Below are 17,166 nucleotides of genomic sequence, written 5' to 3'. Positions count from 1 at the left end.
CACCCTCACCGTTTGGCGCTTCACTGCAATCCACCCACGCGCTTTGTAGAAACAGCCTTGTGGCTGCGATGCGACCGTTAAGTCGATACAACTGCGTCGACCCAACTCGCCTCTTCGCAGCGCAAGGCTTTGCAACAAGGACCCCGCCCGCCGTGACTCAACGCATGCGGTTAAGTACCTGCAGCATCGCTGCTGTCTGCGCATCCGGCATGCCGTCGAAGCGCTGCGGGCGGAAGCGCATCTGGAAGGCGGCGATCACATGACGTGTGGCGACATCCAGCACGCCGGTCTGCTCGATCTGATAGCCAAACCGTGCCAGCTCCTGCTGGTACCAGCCAACGCTTGGCGGGTTGACGCTGAAGTAGGCTTGCTGCCGTGCCACCGCGTTGGCATCCGGCCAGATACCCAGCCCGGCGTCGGCCAGGCGCTTCCACGGGAACAATGGCCCCGGGTCCAGCTTGCGCAGCGGGGCGATGTCACTATGGCCGATGATATGGCGTGGTTCGATGTTGTTGCGTTTGACAATGTCCTTGAGCAGCGCGATCAGCGCCTGGACCTGCGCCTCGCTGTAAGGGTGCCAGACCCGGCCGTTCGGGGTGTCGGTGAAGCCCGGGTTGACGATCTCGATACCAATGGACGAGGAGTTCAGCCAGGTGCGCCCCTGCCACTGGCTCTCACCGGCATGCCAGGCGCGACGGTTTTCATCTACCAGCTGATACACCGTAGCCGGGCCATCGCCGATCAGGTAATGGCTGCTGACTTCACCATGGGTAAGCAGCGCCAGCGAGCGCTCCAGCGAAGCATTGGTGTAATGCAGGACAACGAACTGGATGCGGTTGTCCTGATTGGCCGAAGGGTGACTGCGGTCGATGCGCAGGCCCGTCGAGCAACCGGCGACAGACAACAGCAAAAAGGAAATCAGGGTTTTTTTAAGCGTGGAAAGCACGTCAGTGGCCTCAGCGTATGAGCGCTACAGTATAACGTGCTCACCTGCGCTGTGCCTGCCGGACAGCGGCTGGCTAACCATGCTCGACGCGATTACGCCCCAGCTCCTTTGCCCGGTACAGCGCTGCATCGGCCCTTTTGAGCACCTGGTCGCTGCGTTCGCCAGAACGGAATGCACCCAGGCCGATGGAGGTGGTGATCACCACCCGTTCTCCCTTGAAGTGGAATGGGCAGGCTTCGACTGTGGCACGCAACACCTCGGCCACTTGCGCAGCGACTGCGGGCGTAGTCTGCGGCAGCAGCATGACGAATTCCTCGCCGCCAAAACGGGCGATGAAATCACGGCCCCGCAGACGCTTGCGCAACTGGTCGGCCACGATCTTGAGGACCTTGTCCCCAGCCAGATGACCATAGTTGTCGTTGATGCGTTTGAAATGGTCCAGATCAAGAATCGCCATCGCCAGATGGCCGCCGTTTTCCTGCCAGTCAAGCATTTCGCGTTCGACTCGCTCGCTCCAGGCCGCACGGTTGGGCAGGCCGGTGAGCGGGTCCAGCAGGGCTTTCTGGCGCTGTTCTTCCAGGTGCTCGCGATAGCCAAGCGCCTCATGCTCCATGCTCGCCACCCGCTCCGACAAGCCTTGCAGGCGACCGGCCAGTTCCTGCTCGCGGCGATCACGCTCGTGCTTGTGCTCGTCCATCGTCACCAGCAAGCCTTCCAGGCGGTTTTCCAGAATGTGCTTGAGGCTGTCTACATCGGCGGCACCTTGCACGCTGCTCTGCAGGCCGTCGACGTGCTCACGCAGTTGGCTATCCAGCTCGCGGGCAGCGGTGCTGTTGTCCGCGTGGCCGGCGCTGGCCTCGTGCAGGTGGCTCTGGAAACCTTCCAGGCGTTCATTGAGCTGCTGCAGGTAGGTTTCGAATTCGTGCTGCCCGCTGTCGGTGATCGCCAGCATGAGTACTGCCAAGTCATCCAGCACCGGGATCAGTTCATACCAGTTCAAGCCGCGAGCAACCCGCTCGCGCATTTCCTGCGCCTGAGCCTTGTGTCGCTCGGGCAGGCTAAGGTCATCGAGCAGACCGATCAGGGTCTGCTCGATGTGCGCGGCAACCTGGCTGTAAGGCGGCTCCACTGCGTAGGGCAGGGCATAGGGGCCGTCTTCACCAAAGGTTTCTTCAAGAGCTTGTAAGGGTTCTGCCTCAGCCAACGACTCGCTGGCGGAAACTTCAGCTTCCGGCAATGGCGTCTTGTCCCTTGGCAACGGGGCTGGCGGCATTTCGGCCGTTTCGATCAGCGCCGGGCCAAATGCCTCCAGCTCAAGCTCGGGCGCTTCGGCCACCTCGGCAGTCGGAACAGCAGGGGCCGGCAACGGTTGTAGCGCATCGACGTCATCGTGCCGCGAGGGCTCGGCACTGCCGGCTGCCTGGGGTACAACCTCGGCAGCAGGTAACGCTACCGGCGCAAGCTCTGCTCCTGCCTGTGCATCTTCCTCGCGGCTTCCAAACAACCGCTGCAGAAAACCGGGTCGGGCTTCTTCACTCGGCTTGCCAAGGGCCGACAGCGCGCGCCCCTGCAAGCCGCTCAACTCGCCCAACAGCGGCGGCAGCTCGCGTGACTGGGCAACCCCGCCCTCGAGCTTCTTCGCCAGTTTTTTCAATGGCCGCGAGATATCGCTGGGCAGGGGCAGGCCTTGCAGTTGGCCAACCAGTGCGGTCAGCGCATCGCTGACCTGGTTCATGCGGGTTTCGCGACGCTGTTCGGAATCCAGTACCGCTTTCTCAAGGCGCGGAATCAAGCCAGCGAGGCCGGCGTCCATGTTGTCGCTGCGAATGACATCGCGCATTTCCTTCATGCACTCGTCTACCACCTTGTCACTGCCTTCAGCAGCCAGGGTGCTGCGCACCAGGCCTCGGCGCAACAGGTCAAGACGGGCATCCCAACGGCGCTCGAGCTTTTCTTGCTGCTCGATGCTTTTAAGGTATTTTTCTTTCCAGCGCTCAGCGTCTTCAGTCATGCCCGGGTCCGCAAACGGTGATGGCAATTAGCTCAAAACCGGCAGCGTATCCACAGTCAATGCATCAGGCAATCGAATCTCGACAGCAACGGGAAGGTGGTCCGAAATTGGCTGCGCCAGCACCTCGACACGCTCCAGCGTGAGGCTTGAACTGAGCAGAATATGATCGAGGCAACGCTGCGGTCGCCAGCTGGGGAAGGTGGCCTCGACTTGTGGGGCGACCAGGCCCAAATCGCGTAGCGGCGAATGCTCCAGCAGGTCAGTGGCATGGGTGTTCATGTCACCCATCAGCACCTGGTGACGGTAACCGCCTATCAGCTCGCGGATATAACCCAGCTGCAGGGCCCGGGTCTTGGCCCCCAATGCCAGGTGCATCATCACCACTATCAGCGCATCTTCGCCTTCGCCAAACCGCACCAGAATCGCGCCACGCCCGGCCGGGCCAGGCAACGGATGGTCTTCGAGCAGTTGCGGCTTCAGGCGGCTGAGCACACCGTTGCTATGCTGGGCAAAACGCCCAAGGTTGCGGTTGAGCTGCTGGTACCAGTAGGGGAAGGCCCCCAAGTGGGCCAGGTGTTCGACCTGGTTGACGTAGCCCGAGCGCAGGCTGCCACCATCGGCTTCCTGCAGGGCCACCAGGTCGAAGTCGCCCAGCAGCCTGCCGATCTTCTGCAGGTTACCGGCACGCCCGTTATGCGGCAGCAGGTGCTGCCAGCTACGCGTCAGGTAATGGCGGTAGCGCTCGGTGCTGATGCCCACCTGGATGTTGAAACTGAGCAGCCGCAGACGGCCATCCTCGGGCAGGCCCGGGGCCTGCAGGTGATGCTCGTTGACCTGCGGCTCGTGCAGGCCAATGCCACGCGTAGCTCTGAAGCGGGGCATGGGTGACGCCGCCTACTTGGCAGCGCGCTCCTTGTCGATCAGCTGGTCGGCGACATTCAGCACGCCTTCCGGTCCGCCGGCAGTCCCCAGGTCGAAGCGGTACTTGCCGTTGACGACCAGGCTCGGTACGCCGGTGATCTCATACTTCTTCGCCAATTCCTTGGCCTGTTTGACCTGGCCCTTGATGGCGAACGAGTCGAAGGTGGCGAGGAACTTGTCCTTGTCCACACCTTGAGTGGCGAGGAAGTCGGCCATCTCGTTCTTGTCGGTCAGACGCTTGTGCTGGTTCTGGATGGCATCGAACACCGCAGCATGAACCTTGTGCTCGACGCCCATGGCTTCGAGGGTCAGGAACATCTGGCCGTGTGCATCCCACGGGCCACCGAACATGGCCGGTACGCGCTTGAAGTTGACGTCCTTCGGCAGCTTTTCAGCCCAAGGGTTGATGGTCGGCTCGAAGTGGTAGCAGTGTGGGCAGCCGTACCAGAACAGCTCGACGACTTCGATCTTGCCAGGCACGGAAACCGGAACAGGGTTGCTCAGCTCGATGTATTCCTTGCCGGCGACAGGCTCGGCAGCCTGAACGGCAGTCATACCGAATACGCTGGCGGCGACCAGCGCAGCGCTGAGAATCAGTTTACGCATGCTTTACTCCTGAGCAGTCATGGGTCGCCACGACGCGACCTGCACTGAGACAGGCCGGGAAGGGCTCGAGTTCTGTAGTGTAACGGCTGCGGACGGAAAAAAGGGCAGCCCGGCCGCCCTTTCATCATTGACCTACAACATTAACCGAAAGTTAATGCAGGCCCTGGATGTAGCTGGCCAACGCTTCGATGTCATGGTTGCTCAGCTTGCCAGCGATGGTGCGCATGGTCATGGCATCGCCATCGTTGGTGCGGTTGCCTTCGCGGAAGTCAGTGAGCTGCTTGGCCACGTACTGCGAGTGTTGCCCGCCCAGGTGCGGGAAGCCGGCCAGGGCGATGCCCGCGCCGTTGGGCGAGTGGCAGCCAGTGCAGGCCGGCATGCCCTTTTCCAGGTCGCCGCCATTGAACAACGCGCGGCCGCGCTCGACCAGCTTGGGATCGGCGGCCCCCACGCTGCCTTTTTGGCTGGAGAAGTAGGCGGCGATATCGGCCAGATCCTGGTCGCTGAATGCGGCCAGCATGCCGGTCATTTCCAGCACGGTACGCTTGCCCGACTTGATATCGTGAAGTTGTTTTTCGAGATAGCGCTGGCCTTGGCCGGCCAGTTTCGGGAAGTTCGGTGCCAGGCTGTTGCCGTCGGGATTGTGGCAGGCGCCACACACGGCGGTCTTGGCCTGGCCAGCGGCGGCATCGCCTTTGATAGGTTGCGCAGCAGTGGCCGCACCAGCGACACCCAAGGTCAACAGCAGACTCACGACTAGTTTGTTCATCAGCTAATCCAACACGGCTAAGGGTGAAATGTTATGTATCGGGACTGCCGCTCATCCAAAGGATGACCAAACGGTAGTCCTCGGCACTGCAGTCCATGCACAATCCACGCGGCGGCATAGCCTTGAAACCCTGGGTCACGTGCTTCACCAGTACATCCATGCCTTGCGCCAGCCTTGGCTCCCATGCTGCCCGGTCACCCCGTCTGGGTGCCTGTGGCAACTGCCCGGTGTGACAGGCCGCACACGTGCGGTTGTACAACACCTCGGGATCCTGTGTAGCCTGTGCGCTGAAAAACGGCAGGAACATACCGACAGCAAGCAGCCATTTCGCCATGCGGAACGACCTTCAGGGTTGGGGGCCGCGCTGCGTTCTGTTGCGCGAGCTATTGTTCGACACCCCATGCCCGTTCTCCTTCGCTGGGAGAATGAGCACACAAAAACTGGGGCATTATATACTTCCGCCATCCAAACGGAAACGACACCGCTTGCCAGGCTTGGCTCTACAAAGTCAGGCAACACCCACATCGGATATCCCATGCAAGTCAAGAACCCCATCCTCGGCCTCTGCCAGAAAGCCAAATTCGCCCTCAGCGCAGCCAAGGTCGAACAATGCCCGGACGACCAGGGTTACGAGGTGGCTTTTGCCGGCCGTTCCAACGCCGGCAAATCCAGCGCCCTCAATACCCTGACCCATGCCAGCCTGGCGCGTACCTCGAAGACTCCCGGGCGCACCCAGCTGTTGAATTTCTTCAGTCTGGACGATGAACGGCGTTTGGTCGACCTGCCGGGCTATGGTTATGCAAAAGTCCCGATTCCGCTCAAGCAGCACTGGCAGAAACACCTGGAAGCCTACCTGGGCAGCCGTGAGTGCCTGCGTGGCGTGATCCTGATGATGGACGTGCGTCACCCGATGACCGACTTCGACAAGATGATGCTCGACTGGGCCAAGGCCAGCAGCATGCCGATGCACATCCTGCTGACCAAGGCCGACAAGCTGACCCACGGCGCCGGCAAGAACACATTGCTGAAAGTGCAGTCGGAAATCCGCAAGGGCTGGGGGGATGGCGTGACCATCCAGCTGTTCTCGGCACCCAAGCGCCTGGGCGTGGAAGACGCCTACCGTGTGCTGGCGGACTGGATGGAACTGGAAGACAAGCCGGTCGTTTAGTGGTTTGCGCCTGACCCGGGTTTACCCGCGAATGCGGCGGTGTATTCGACATCGCATTCGCGAGTAAACCCGCTCCCGGCAAATTCCGGGCAAAAAAAACCCCGGACTTCGTATGGGGAGGGGGAAGTTCGGGGTCCAAGTCCGGACCGCTAGGGCGGGGTCCAGATATCTGCCAACACTTAACACAACATAGGAGCATCGAAGGGCTTCACCAGCCATTCAGTTACTCTGAGTTCCGCTTCACCGGTTTAGTTCCGAAGCCCATAAAACTATTTGCGATAGTTTCATGAAACTTAAGCACCCCCGGCACTGAGCGGTGCACGGATCCGCGTCACTACGTCGCAGATCCTACACAGTTTTACCTGCTCAATCAGTGAGCTTCGTCCCAATTCGCACCAACGCCTGCTTCGACAAGCAGCGGCACATCCAGCTGCGCGGCCTGGCTCATGTGCTGGCGAATTTCATCTTTCACCTGCTGCACCAGGTCCTCGCGTACTTCAAGCACCAGTTCGTCGTGCACCTGCAGGATCACCCGGGCATCCAGCCCGCTCTCGCTCAACCAGTTATCTACCTTGACCATGGCACGCTTGATGATGTCGGCAGCAGTACCCTGCATCGGGGCGTTGATCGCCGTGCGCTCGGCGCCCTTGCGCAGGGCAGGGTTCTTGGCATTGATGTCTGGCAAGTACAGCCGGCGGCCAAACAGGGTTTCGACAAAGCCTTGCTCGGCCGCCTGGGCGCGGGTGCGCTCCATATAGGCCAGCACGCCCGGGTAGCGGGCAAAGTAGCGGTCGATGTAGTCCTGTGACTGCTTGCGGTCGACGCCAATCTGCTTGGCCAGGCCAAAGGCGCTCATGCCGTAGATCAGGCCGAAGTTGATGGCCTTGGCGCTGCGGCGCTGGTCGGTGGTCACGTCTTCCAGGGCCACACCGAACACTTCGGCTGCTGTGGCGCGGTGCACGTCCAGGTCATTGCGGAAGGCATGCAGCAAGCCTTCGTCCTTGGCCAGGTGGGCCATGATACGCAGCTCGATCTGTGAATAGTCCGCCGCCAGAAGCTTGTAACCCGGACTGGCGATGAACGCCTGGCGGATACGCCGCCCTTCAGCGGTGCGGATCGGGATGTTCTGCAAGTTCGGGTCGCTCGACGACAACCGGCCGGTGGCCGCCACGGCCTGCTGGTAGGACGTGTGGATACGCCCGGTGCGCGGGTTGATCTGCCCCGGTAACTTGTCGGTGTAGGTGCTCTTGAGCTTGCTCAGGCTGCGGTACTGCATCAGCACCTCTGGCAGCGGGTAGCCTTGCAAGGCCAGTTCGTCGAGCACTGCTTCGGCGGTGGATGGCTGGCCCTTGGCGGTCTTGCTCAACACCGGCATGCCCAGCTTGTCGTAAAGGATCGTGCCCAGCTGCTTGGGCGAGCCGAGGTTGAATGTCTCACCGGCGAGCTCGTAGGCACGCAGCTCCAGCTCAGCCATCTTCACGCCCAGCTCACCGCTCTGTACTTTCAACAGCTCGGCATCGACCAGTGCACCCTGGCGCTCGATCCTGGCCAGCACCGGCACCAGCGGCATCTCGATATCCATCAGCACCGGTTGCACGCTCGGCGTCTGTGCCAGGCGGGCCTGCAATGCATGGTGCAGGCGCAGGGTGATGTCGGCGTCCTCGGCGGCGTAGGGGCCGGCCTTGTCCAGGTTGATCTGGTTGAAGGTAAGCTGCTTGGCACCCTTGCCGGCGATGTCCTCGAAGGCGATCGTGGTGTGGTCGAGGTACTTCTGCGCCAGGCTGTCCATGTCATGACGGGTGGCGGTGGAGTTCAGCACGTACGACTCGAGCATGGTGTCGTAGGCCACACCGCGCATCTCGATGGCGGGGGAGCCATTGGCGAGGATGTTGATGTCGTACTTGGCGTTCTGCCCGACCTTGGCCTTGGCCGGGTCCTCCAGCAGTGGTTTCAGCGCCAGCAGCACGGCCTCGCGGTCCAGCTGGACCGGCGCGCCTTCGTAATCGTGGGCCAGCGGCACATAGGCCGCTTCATGCGGCTCGACTGCGAAGGACAGGCCGACCAACTGCGCCTGCTGGGCGTCCAGGCCGGTGGTCTCGGTGTCGAAGGCAAACAGCGGTGCCTGGCGCAGCTTCTCCAGCCAGGCGTCGAAACGGGCCTGGTCGAGAATGGTTTCGTATTTGGCCTCGACCTTGACCGCAGGCTCCACGGCCGGGGCAACATCGTCACCGGCCTTGGCCGCATCGCGCTGCAATTCGGCGACCCAGCTCTTGAACTCCATCTCGGTGTACAACGCCAGCAGCGCCTCGCGGTCAGGTTCACCGCACACCAGCGCCTCGACCTCCACATCCAGCGGCACGTCAACCTTGATGGTGGCCAGTTCGTAGGACAGGAATGCCGCGTCGCGGTGCTCCTCCAGCTTGGCCGGCAAGGTCTTGGCGCCGCGAATGGCCAGCGCTGGCACTTTGTCCAGGTTGGCGTAAAGGTCGCTGAGACCGCCGCCGATGCCGGTCAACAGCCCCACCGCCGTTTTTTCGCCCACGCCCGGCACGCCGGGGATGTTGTCGACCTTGTCACCCATCAGGGCCAGGAAGTCGATAATGTGTTCCGGGCCGACGCCGAATTTCTCGTGCACGCCAGCCACGTCCAGCACGCTTCCGGTCATGGTGTTGACCAAGGTAATGTGACCGTCCACCAGCTGCGCCATGTCCTTGTCACCGGTCGAGATGATCACCGGGCGATCCAGGGCGGCGCTGCTGCGCGCCAGGGTGCCGATCACGTCGTCAGCCTCGACGCCCTCCACGCACAGCAGCGGGTAGCCCAGCGCCTTGACGCTGGCGTGCAGCGGCTCGATCTGGACCCGCAGGTCATCCGGCATGCTGGGGCGGTTGGCCTTGTACTCGGCGAACATGGCATCGCGGAAAGTGCCGCCCTTGGCGTCGAACACCACGGCGAAGAGGCTGTCGGGGTATTGCTTGCGCAGGCTCTTGAGCATGTTCAGCACACCCTTCACCGCGCCGGTCGGCATGCCCTTGGACGTGGTCAGCGGTGGCAGCGCGTGGAAGGCGCGATAAAGGTAGGAGGAACCGTCCACCAGGACGAGGGGCGCTTGGCTCATGAGCAGAATCAACCTTTTCGACGGGTCCGGCGCTAGAATAGCCAGAATCATTGACGACAAAGGGACTAGGTTATCATGCGCACACTCAATCGCCTGTTACTGCTCGGCCTGTTGGCAACCATGCCTGTCGTCACCCTGGCGGCGGACGACGCCCCCTCGGCCGATCCCGAGGTGACCATTCGCACGGAAGGCGATAAAACCATCCAGGAATACCGGCAGAACGGCTTCCTGTATGCGATCAAGATCACGCCGAAAAACGGCAAGCCTTATTTTCTGGTACGCGCTGATGGCACTGATGCCAATTTCATTCGATCCGACCAGCCGGACATGCTGATTCCGTCCTGGAAGATCTTCGAGTGGTAAGCTGACGCGCACCGTTCACATCAACCCGGCACTTCCCGGCGGAAGTGCCCGTATGGGCAATTTTTCATCATGTCAGTCTTCACCCCCGTGACCCGGCCTGAGCTGGAAACCTTTCTGGCGCCGTACGAGCTGGGCCGTCTGCTCGACTTCCAGGGCATTGCCGCCGGTACCGAGAACAGCAATTTCTTCGTCAGCCTCGAACAGGGGGAGTTCGTCCTGACGCTGATCGAGCGTGGGCCCAGCGAGGACATGCCGTTCTTCATCGAGCTGCTCGATACCCTGCACGGTGCCGACATGCCGGTGCCCTATGCCATTCGTGATCGCGACGGCAACGGCCTGCGCGAGCTGTGCGGCAAGCCGGCATTGCTGCAGCCCAGGCTGTCGGGCAAACACATCAAGGCACCCAACAACCAGCACTGCGCCCAGGTCGGCGAACTACTGGCACACATTCACCTGGCCACCCGCGAGCACATCATCGAGCGCCGCACCGACCGCGGCCTGGACTGGATGCTGGCCTCGGGTGCCGAGCTACTGCCACGCCTGACTGCGGAGCAAGCCGCATTGCTGCAGCCAGCGCTGGACGAAATCAGCGCACACAAGGCGCAGATCCTGGCCTTGCCGCGGGCCAACCTGCATGCCGACCTGTTCCGCGACAACGTGATGTTCGAAGGCACCCACCTGACCGGTGTGATCGACTTCTACAATGCCTGCTCCGGGCCGATGCTGTATGACATCGCCATCACCGTGAACGACTGGTGCCTGGATGAGCAGGGCGCGGTGGATGTACCACGCGCCCAGGCGCTGCTGGCAGCTTATGCGGCGCTACGGCCGTTCACTGCAGCCGAAGCCGAGCTGTGGCCGGAAATGTTGCGGGTAGGCTGCGTGCGTTTCTGGCTGTCGCGCCTGATTGCGGCCGAGTCGTTCGCCGGGATGGATGTGATGATCCACGATCCGAGCGAGTTCGAAGTGCGTCTGGCGCAGCGCCAGCAGGTGGCATTGCACCTGCCGTTCGCGCTGTAGACCGCGTCTGCTTCTTCGCGGGCGTGCCCGCGAAGGGGCCGGCACAGGCTTACAACTGCTCCAGGCAGCCTGCCAGGTCACCGCCCAGCTTCTCCAGCAAGCGCTCATACCCTTTGCCATCCACCGGATCGGTGCCACCCAAGGCATCCAGCTCGGCAAGGCGTACCGGCAACCCGGCAGTCAGGGTCTCGGCCAATCGCGGCCGAAGTGGCGGCTCGCTGAACACGCAGGTCTTGCCCACTTCCTGAAGACGCTTGCGCATGGCCGCCACATGCTGCGCCCCAGGTTGCACCTCGGATGCCACGCTGAACACGCCCGCGTGCTTCAAGCCATATTCAGCTTCAAAATAGTCGAATGCTTCGTGGAAGACGAAGTACGGCTTGCCGGCAATACCGGCCACGCGCGCCTTGATACGCCCATCCAACGCATCCAGGCGTTCATCGAAGGCCTTCAGGTTGCTCTGATAGCGAGCCGCATTGGCCGGGTCGACCTGGGCCAGGTCAGCTGCCATTTTTGCCGCGATCACTCGCGCATTGACCGACGATAGCCACAGATGCGCATCCAGGCTACCTGGGCGGTGATCGTGGTCATGATCGTCATGGTCTTCTTCCTCATGGGAATGGCTGTCCTCGCCAAAGTGGCGCAGCTTCATGCCCGGCAGCGACTGCACAGCCACTGTGGCCTTGCTACGGCTTCCCAGCACACGCGCAAGGAAGTTTTCCATGTCCGGGCCGATCCAGTACAACAGGTCGGCATCGCCTACCCGCCGCACGTCGGAGGGGCGCAGCGCATAGTGGTGGGGGGATGCGCCGGGCGGCAGCAGCACGTCAGGGCTGCCAACACCCTCCTGCACGGCAGCGGCAATCTGCTGCAAGGGCTTGATAGTGGTGAGCACACGCACGTCGGCCTGCGCGGATAATGCGATGAAAGCGACAAACAGAGCCAGGAATCGGGACACGGTGGATACTCGAATCTTCAGAAACAGGTAACATAATAACGTCTCTGTCCAGAACCGTCGCTGCCCATGTCCATCACACCGCTGGCCAACCGTCCTCACGACCACTCCCATTGCGTACACAGCGCACTGGCTGAAGCCGACGCCTTGTGCACCCGCCAGGGCCTGCGCCTGACAGCCCTGCGCCGCCGTGTGCTGGAGCTGGTGTGGCAGAGCCACAAGCCACTGGGCGCCTACGACATCCTCGCTGTGCTCAGTGAGCAGGACGGCCGCCGCGCCGCGCCGCCCACGGTGTACCGTGCGCTGGACTTCCTGCTGGAAAACGGCCTGGTACATCGCATCGCATCGCTCAACGCCTTCATCGGCTGCAGCCACCCCGAGCACGTGCACCAAGGCCAGTTCCTGATCTGTCGGGCCTGCCATGTGGCCATCGAGCTCGAGCAGAGCAGCATCAGCGAGGCCATCATCAACAGCGCCAAAGGCGTGGGTTTCACGGTCGAGACCCAGACCGTGGAAGTGGTCGGCCTGTGCGGTAACTGCCGGAGCGCGGCATGAGCGACGCCCTGATTCGCCTGGAGCAGGTCGGCGTCACCTTTGGCGGTGAGGCGGTGCTCGACAGCATCGACCTGTCGGTCGCCCCAGGCCAGATCGTCACCCTGATTGGCCCCAACGGGGCGGGTAAGACGACCTTGGTGCGGGCCGTACTTGGCCTGCTCAAGCCACATCGCGGCAAGGTATGGCGCAAACCCAAGCTGCGCATTGGCTACATGCCGCAGAAAATTCAGGTTGATGCCACACTGCCGCTGTCGGTGCTGCGCTTCCTGCGCCTGGTGCCAGGTGTAGACCGCGCGGCAGCCTTGTCGGCGCTGCAGGAAGTGGGTGCCGAGCAAGTCATCGACAGCCCGATCCAGACTATTTCCGGCGGCGAAATGCAACGCGTGCTGCTGGCCCGCGCCTTGCTGCGCGAACCCCAGTTGCTGGTGCTCGACGAACCGGTACAAGGTGTGGACGTGGTCGGCCAGACCGAGCTTTACAACCTCATCACCCGCCTGCGCGACCGCCACGGCTGCGGCGTACTGATGGTGTCCCACGACCTGCACCTGGTCATGAGCGCTACCGACCAGGTGGTGTGCCTGAACCGCCACGTGTGCTGCTCAGGTCACCCTGAGCAAGTCAGCGGTGATCCGGCGTTCGTCGAGCTGTTCGGCAAGACCGCACCGAGCCTGGCCATCTACCACCACCATCACGACCACAGCCACGACCTGCATGGCTCGGTGGTCGCCCCTGGCACCCATGTTCACGGAGAGCACTGCAAGCATGGCTGATTTTCTTCTCTACGCCTTGCTTGCCGGCTTGTCCCTGGCACTGGTTGCAGGCCCACTGGGCTCCTTCGTGGTATGGCGGCGCATGGCCTACTTTGGCGACACCCTGTCTCACGCCGCGCTGCTCGGTGTGGCCCTGGGCTTTGCCCTGGATGTCAGCCCGGCGCTGGCGGTAACCGTGGGCTGCCTGTTGCTGGCGATTCTGCTGGTGACATTGCAGCAACGCCAGCCGCTGGCCTCCGACACCCTCCTGGGTATCCTGGCCCCCAGCACCTTGTCGCTGGGCCTGGTGGTGCTGAGCTTCATGCACGATGTGCGCATTGACCTGATGGCTTACCTGTTCGGCGATCTGCTGGCCATCAGCACCACCGACCTGGCCTGGATCCTCGGCGGCAGTGCACTGGTCCTGCTGCTGCTCGCTGTGCTGTGGCGGCCGCTGCTGGCGGTTACCGTGCACGAAGAACTGGCTATGGTCGAAGGCCTGCCCGTGGCCGGCCTGCGCTTGGCGCTGATGCTGCTGATCGCAGTGGTTATTGCGGTTGCCATGAAAATTGTTGGCGTGTTGCTGATCACCTCGCTACTGATCATTCCCGCGGCTGCGGCACAGCGTCACGCCCGCTCACCAGAGCAGATGGCCCTGGGTGCCAGCCTGCTGGGTATCACCGCAGTGTGCGGCGGCCTGGCCATGTCCTGGTTCAAGGACACCCCCGCCGGGCCCTCGATCGTGGTCTGCGCCGCGGTGCTATTCTTGCTGAGCCTGGCCCTGCCAAAACGCTGAAACGCAGGGCGTGTGCAGGCACGCCTTGCAACCTTTGCCCGGTAAAGGGTCTGTAAGGCCTATTTTCGAGCGTGCGCACCTGGGTGTAGACTTGCTCGCTTTTTGCGCAAATAGAGAGTCGCAGGAATGAAGCCGTTCGCCTCCCGTTATCTGCTTGTTGCCGCGTTTTCCCTGATCCTGGCTGCCTGTTCCAATGCGCCGGTCGAACAGGCCACCGCACCTGCTCAAGCAGATGCCTGGCAGCAGTTGCAACAGAACATCGCCAGCAATGAGCTGGCTACCGCCGAAGACCAGCTTGCTGCACTGCAGGCCCAGTCGCCGGATGATGCACGCCTGGAGCAATACCAGCGCCAACTGGCCGAAGCTTACCTGCAACGTAGCCAGATCGTTCTGCAGAAGGGCGATGTAAACGCGGCAGCTACCGCCCTGGCCCGCGCCCGGGCACTGATGCCGCAGGCGCCAGCGGTGACCGGCGGGGATGCCGTGACCCAGGCCCGCAAGGCCGAACTGGAAAAGGCTGAAGCTGCGCTGAAAGCCGCCGAAGCCAAGCCCAAGGCACGCATCATCGACCCGACAGCGCCCAGTACCGTGGTGGCCTTGAAGACCACTGACAGCCGGGCGCTGCGCCGCCAACTGGACGACATTGCCGCCGATGTGGTGAGTTACCAGTGCGAAGTGGTATTCCAGGTACCGCGCACCGAGGATGCACCTTGGCTGAAGACCTTGCTGGAAAAACGCGTGCGCAAGATTGACAGTGGGTTTGAGCTGAAGCAGAAGCATCAGATCCAGCGCTCGCTGCCGGCACAGGTGGTGCTGGTCCCGCATCAGCAGTAAACGCTTCGCGGGTAAACCCGCTCCTACATCAGGAGGGGGTTTACCCGCGAAAAGGCCTTATCAGGCAGGAACAGTTTCAGCTGCCGCCTCCCGCTCCCACACCCGGTGGCCTTCAACCGCTTTGACAAAGGCATCCACTGCCTTCTGCTCATCCCCGAGCAGCAGCCCCTTGTCCTCCTTGAGCCCCAACGCTTTCGCCAATTCCTTGGTCAGCACCAGCGCCTTCAGGTGCTTGTAACCCTCCAGCACGAAATGCTTGGCCAATCCGCTAGCCGCCAGCGCATCCGTAGAGGCCTTGCCCGCAGGCACGACAATCCCGTCGAACATGATCGAAGGCATCCCCTCCATCGACGCCGCTACCGGCAGTTGTTTGCCATCCGCCGCCTTCACCGGCGCCGAGGTCGGCCCCAGCAGCATTGGCCGGGCACTGTGCGCTTCCAGGGCCTTGACCAGTTTGTCCACGCTGGCAGCGTCCACGCCATCTGCCACCAGCACAGCAATCTTGCGCCCCTTGATACCCACCGAACCTGGGTGGTTCATCTGGCTCAACGCAGGCGATTGCGCCAGCTGGCTACCCTTCACCTTCACCGTACCCGCTTTCGGCGCAGGGAGGCCCAGGTTGGCCGCAACCGCCGCCGCCAGCTTCAGGTCGATGTTGGCGAGAATTTCATTCACTTCCCGGGCGCGGATATGTTCACGCTCCACTTTGCCCAACTCGAAGCTGTAAGCCTTGATGATGTGCTGTTGCTCGGTCGGGCTCATGCTCTGGAAGAACAGCCGGGCCTGCGAGAAGTGATCGCCGAACGACTCACTGCGCTGGCGAATCTTGTGCGCATCGATACGCTCCTGATAGCTCTCGAAGCCGCCGTCTTGCGCCGCAGGCGGGGTTTCCTTTGGCCAGCCGCCATCAATCGAGTTGGGCTCGTAGGAAGCCCGGCCCTTGTGCACGACGTGCTGGTGCAACGCATCACGCTGGTTGTTGTGGTTCGGCGCTACCGGCCGGTTGATCGGGATCTGGTGGAAGTTCGGCCCACCCAGGCGGCTGATCTGGGTATCGGTGTACGAGAACAGCCGGCCCTGCAGCAGCGGGTCGTTGGTAAAGTCGATACCTGGCACGATATGGCCTGGGCAGAACGCCACCTGTTCGACCTCGGCAAAGAAATTGTCCGGGTTGCGGTTGAGCACCATCTTGCCCAGCGGCGTGACGGGTACCAGTTCCTCCGGGATGATCTTGGTCGGGTCCAACAGGTCGAAGTCGAATTTGTGTTCGTCAGCCTCAGGCACAATCTGCACGCCCAGTTCCCATTCCGGGTAGTCACCGGTTTCGATGGCTTCCCATAGGTCACGGCGCTGGAAGTCGGTGTCCTTGCCCGCCAGTTTCTGGGCTTCGTCCCACAGCAGGGAATGCACGCCCTGGCGTGGTTTCCAATGAAACTTGACGAAGCTGGCCACGCCCTTGGCATTGATCAGGCGGAAGGTATGCACGCCAAAGCCTTCCATCATTCGAAGGCTGCGCGGGATGGCGCGGTCAGACATGGCCCACATGACCATATGAGCCGACTCCGGCACCAGCGAGACGAAATCCCAGAAGGTGTCATGAGCCGAACCGCCGGTCGGTATCTCGTTGTGTGGCTCTGGCTTCACCGCGTGGACAAAATCGGGGAACTTGATGGCATCCTGGATGAAAAACACCGGCATATTGTTGCCGACCAAGTCGAAATTGCCTTCATCTGTATAGAACTTGACGGCAAAGCCCCGCACATCTCGCACCGTATCGCCAGAACCGCGTGGGCCCTGAACCGTCGAGAAGCGGACAAAAACCGGGGTGATCTTTTCCGGATCTTGCAGGAAGCCGGCCTTGGTCAGCTCGGCGTGGTTGCCATAGCTCTGGAAGAACCCGTGTGCCCCGGTACCGCGGGCGTGCACGATGCGCTCGGGGATACGCTCATGGTCGAAGTGGGTGATTTTCTCGCGCATGATGAAGTCTTCAAGCAGCGAAGGTCCGCGATCACCCGCCTTGAGGGAGTTCTGGTTGTCAGCAATGCGCACGCCTTGGTTGGTCCGCAGCGCCTGCCCGGTCGCATCGCTGCGGTCGGCCTCCAGGCTCTGCAGCTTGGCATTGGTGTTGGCCCTGTCGGGGGTCTGGGTACCGGCGGCCTCGCTGTGCTTGGGCGCATCCGTTTTCTTGCTGGGCATGATCGGCTCTCCTCATCAGTCTTAAGGCGTGCCCGTTCAGGGCTTGTCCAAGTAGTGACTGGAGGGCGTTGCCGAGCGTTCAATCAGGATTACCGGTTGTCGCGATATGCCCGATGGATTGGTGCATGACGAAATAAATGCTAAGAACAGCTATGGGAA

16 protein-coding genes are annotated in these 17,166 nt (G+C 62.0%); 7 read left to right on the top strand and 9 right to left on the bottom strand.

Annotation, left to right across the window (positions count from 1 at the left end):
* Positions 1-157: 157 nt before the first annotated feature.
* From ACF8O8_RS12525 to ACF8O8_RS12500, 6 genes are all read right to left on the bottom strand, one after another.
* Positions 158-946: an N-acetylmuramoyl-L-alanine amidase gene (locus ACF8O8_RS12525; RefSeq protein WP_104960550.1), complete on the bottom strand. Its 789-nt coding sequence runs from the start codon at positions 944-946 to the stop codon at positions 158-160.
* Between the two features lie 73 nt (positions 947-1,019).
* Positions 1,020-2,957, bottom strand: coding sequence for a GGDEF domain-containing protein (locus ACF8O8_RS12520; RefSeq protein WP_010951524.1), 1,938 nt, complete (start codon positions 2,955-2,957; stop codon positions 1,020-1,022).
* A gap of 27 nt (positions 2,958-2,984) precedes the next feature.
* A complete protein-coding gene (locus ACF8O8_RS12515; protein WP_003252985.1) occupies positions 2,985-3,839 on the bottom strand; it encodes an endonuclease/exonuclease/phosphatase family protein in 855 nt (284 codons plus the stop codon).
* A gap of 12 nt (positions 3,840-3,851) precedes the next feature.
* A complete protein-coding gene (gene dsbA / locus ACF8O8_RS12510; RefSeq protein WP_010951523.1) occupies positions 3,852-4,484 on the bottom strand; it encodes a thiol:disulfide interchange protein DsbA in 633 nt (210 codons plus the stop codon).
* Between the two features lie 151 nt (positions 4,485-4,635).
* Positions 4,636-5,253 (bottom strand): cytochrome c, encoded by a 618-nt coding sequence (locus ACF8O8_RS12505; RefSeq protein ID WP_003252989.1) that lies wholly within the window; start codon positions 5,251-5,253, stop codon positions 4,636-4,638.
* Positions 5,254-5,284: 31 nt separating this feature from the next.
* On the bottom strand, positions 5,285-5,587 hold the full coding sequence (locus ACF8O8_RS12500) for a cytochrome c5 family protein (protein ID WP_003252992.1): 303 nt from the start codon (positions 5,585-5,587) through the stop codon (positions 5,285-5,287).
* A 201-nt stretch (positions 5,588-5,788) separates the two neighbouring features.
* Between ACF8O8_RS12500 and yihA the strand changes: the two genes are divergently transcribed.
* Positions 5,789-6,421 (top strand): ribosome biogenesis GTP-binding protein YihA/YsxC, encoded by a 633-nt coding sequence (gene yihA / locus ACF8O8_RS12495; protein ID WP_010951522.1) that lies wholly within the window; start codon positions 5,789-5,791, stop codon positions 6,419-6,421.
* Between the two features lie 370 nt (positions 6,422-6,791).
* Here the strand turns inward: yihA and polA are convergent, their stop codons facing one another.
* The gene (gene polA / locus ACF8O8_RS12490; protein ID WP_350298396.1) at positions 6,792-9,539 is read right to left on the bottom strand and encodes a DNA polymerase I; all 2,748 of its coding nucleotides are present in this window, start codon (positions 9,537-9,539) and stop codon (positions 6,792-6,794) included.
* A 75-nt stretch (positions 9,540-9,614) separates the two neighbouring features.
* On the opposite strand from polA, the gene ACF8O8_RS12485 reads away from it, so the two are divergent.
* Complete coding sequence (locus ACF8O8_RS12485; protein ID WP_010951520.1) at positions 9,615-9,902, top strand: DUF2782 domain-containing protein; 288 nt, start codon at positions 9,615-9,617, stop codon at positions 9,900-9,902.
* 69 nt (positions 9,903-9,971) lie between these two features.
* The gene (locus ACF8O8_RS12480; protein ID WP_003252998.1) at positions 9,972-10,922 is read left to right on the top strand and encodes a homoserine kinase; all 951 of its coding nucleotides are present in this window, start codon (positions 9,972-9,974) and stop codon (positions 10,920-10,922) included.
* 49 nt (positions 10,923-10,971) lie between these two features.
* Here ACF8O8_RS12480 and ACF8O8_RS12475 read toward each other — a convergent pair whose 3' ends face one another.
* Positions 10,972-11,880, bottom strand: a complete 909-nt coding sequence (locus tag ACF8O8_RS12475; protein WP_010951519.1) for a zinc ABC transporter substrate-binding protein — start codon at positions 11,878-11,880, stop codon at positions 10,972-10,974.
* A gap of 66 nt (positions 11,881-11,946) precedes the next feature.
* Here ACF8O8_RS12475 and zur point away from each other — a divergent pair, with 66 nt between their 5' ends.
* From zur to ACF8O8_RS12455, 4 genes are all read left to right on the top strand, one after another.
* Positions 11,947-12,432: a zinc uptake transcriptional repressor Zur gene (zur, locus tag ACF8O8_RS12470; RefSeq protein ID WP_003253002.1), complete on the top strand. Its 486-nt coding sequence runs from the start codon at positions 11,947-11,949 to the stop codon at positions 12,430-12,432.
* Positions 12,429-13,202, top strand: coding sequence for a zinc ABC transporter ATP-binding protein ZnuC (znuC, locus tag ACF8O8_RS12465; RefSeq protein ID WP_003253004.1), 774 nt, complete (start codon positions 12,429-12,431; stop codon positions 13,200-13,202). Before zur ends, znuC begins: the two co-directional genes overlap by 4 nt.
* Positions 13,195-13,977: a zinc ABC transporter permease subunit ZnuB gene (znuB, locus tag ACF8O8_RS12460; RefSeq protein WP_392509774.1), complete on the top strand. Its 783-nt coding sequence runs from the start codon at positions 13,195-13,197 to the stop codon at positions 13,975-13,977. Before znuC ends, znuB begins: the two co-directional genes overlap by 8 nt.
* Before the next feature lie 126 nt (positions 13,978-14,103).
* Positions 14,104-14,811 carry a PA5502 family lipoprotein gene (locus ACF8O8_RS12455; protein ID WP_011953148.1) on the top strand — a complete coding sequence of 236 codons (708 nt, stop codon included), beginning with the start codon at positions 14,104-14,106 and terminating at the stop codon, positions 14,809-14,811.
* Between the two features lie 60 nt (positions 14,812-14,871).
* Here ACF8O8_RS12455 and katE read toward each other — a convergent pair whose 3' ends face one another.
* Positions 14,872-17,007: a catalase HPII gene (katE, locus tag ACF8O8_RS12450; protein WP_392509773.1), complete on the bottom strand. Its 2,136-nt coding sequence runs from the start codon at positions 17,005-17,007 to the stop codon at positions 14,872-14,874.
* Between the last annotated feature and the right edge of the window lie 159 nt (positions 17,008-17,166).

Source organism: Pseudomonas sp. TYF_14, from assembly GCF_043105275.1.
GTDB classification, from domain to species: Bacteria; Pseudomonadota; Gammaproteobacteria; order Pseudomonadales; family Pseudomonadaceae; genus Aquipseudomonas; species Aquipseudomonas alloputida.
The sequence above is the reverse complement of the archived record's forward strand: the minus strand, read 5'-3'. Positions and strand labels throughout refer to the sequence as shown.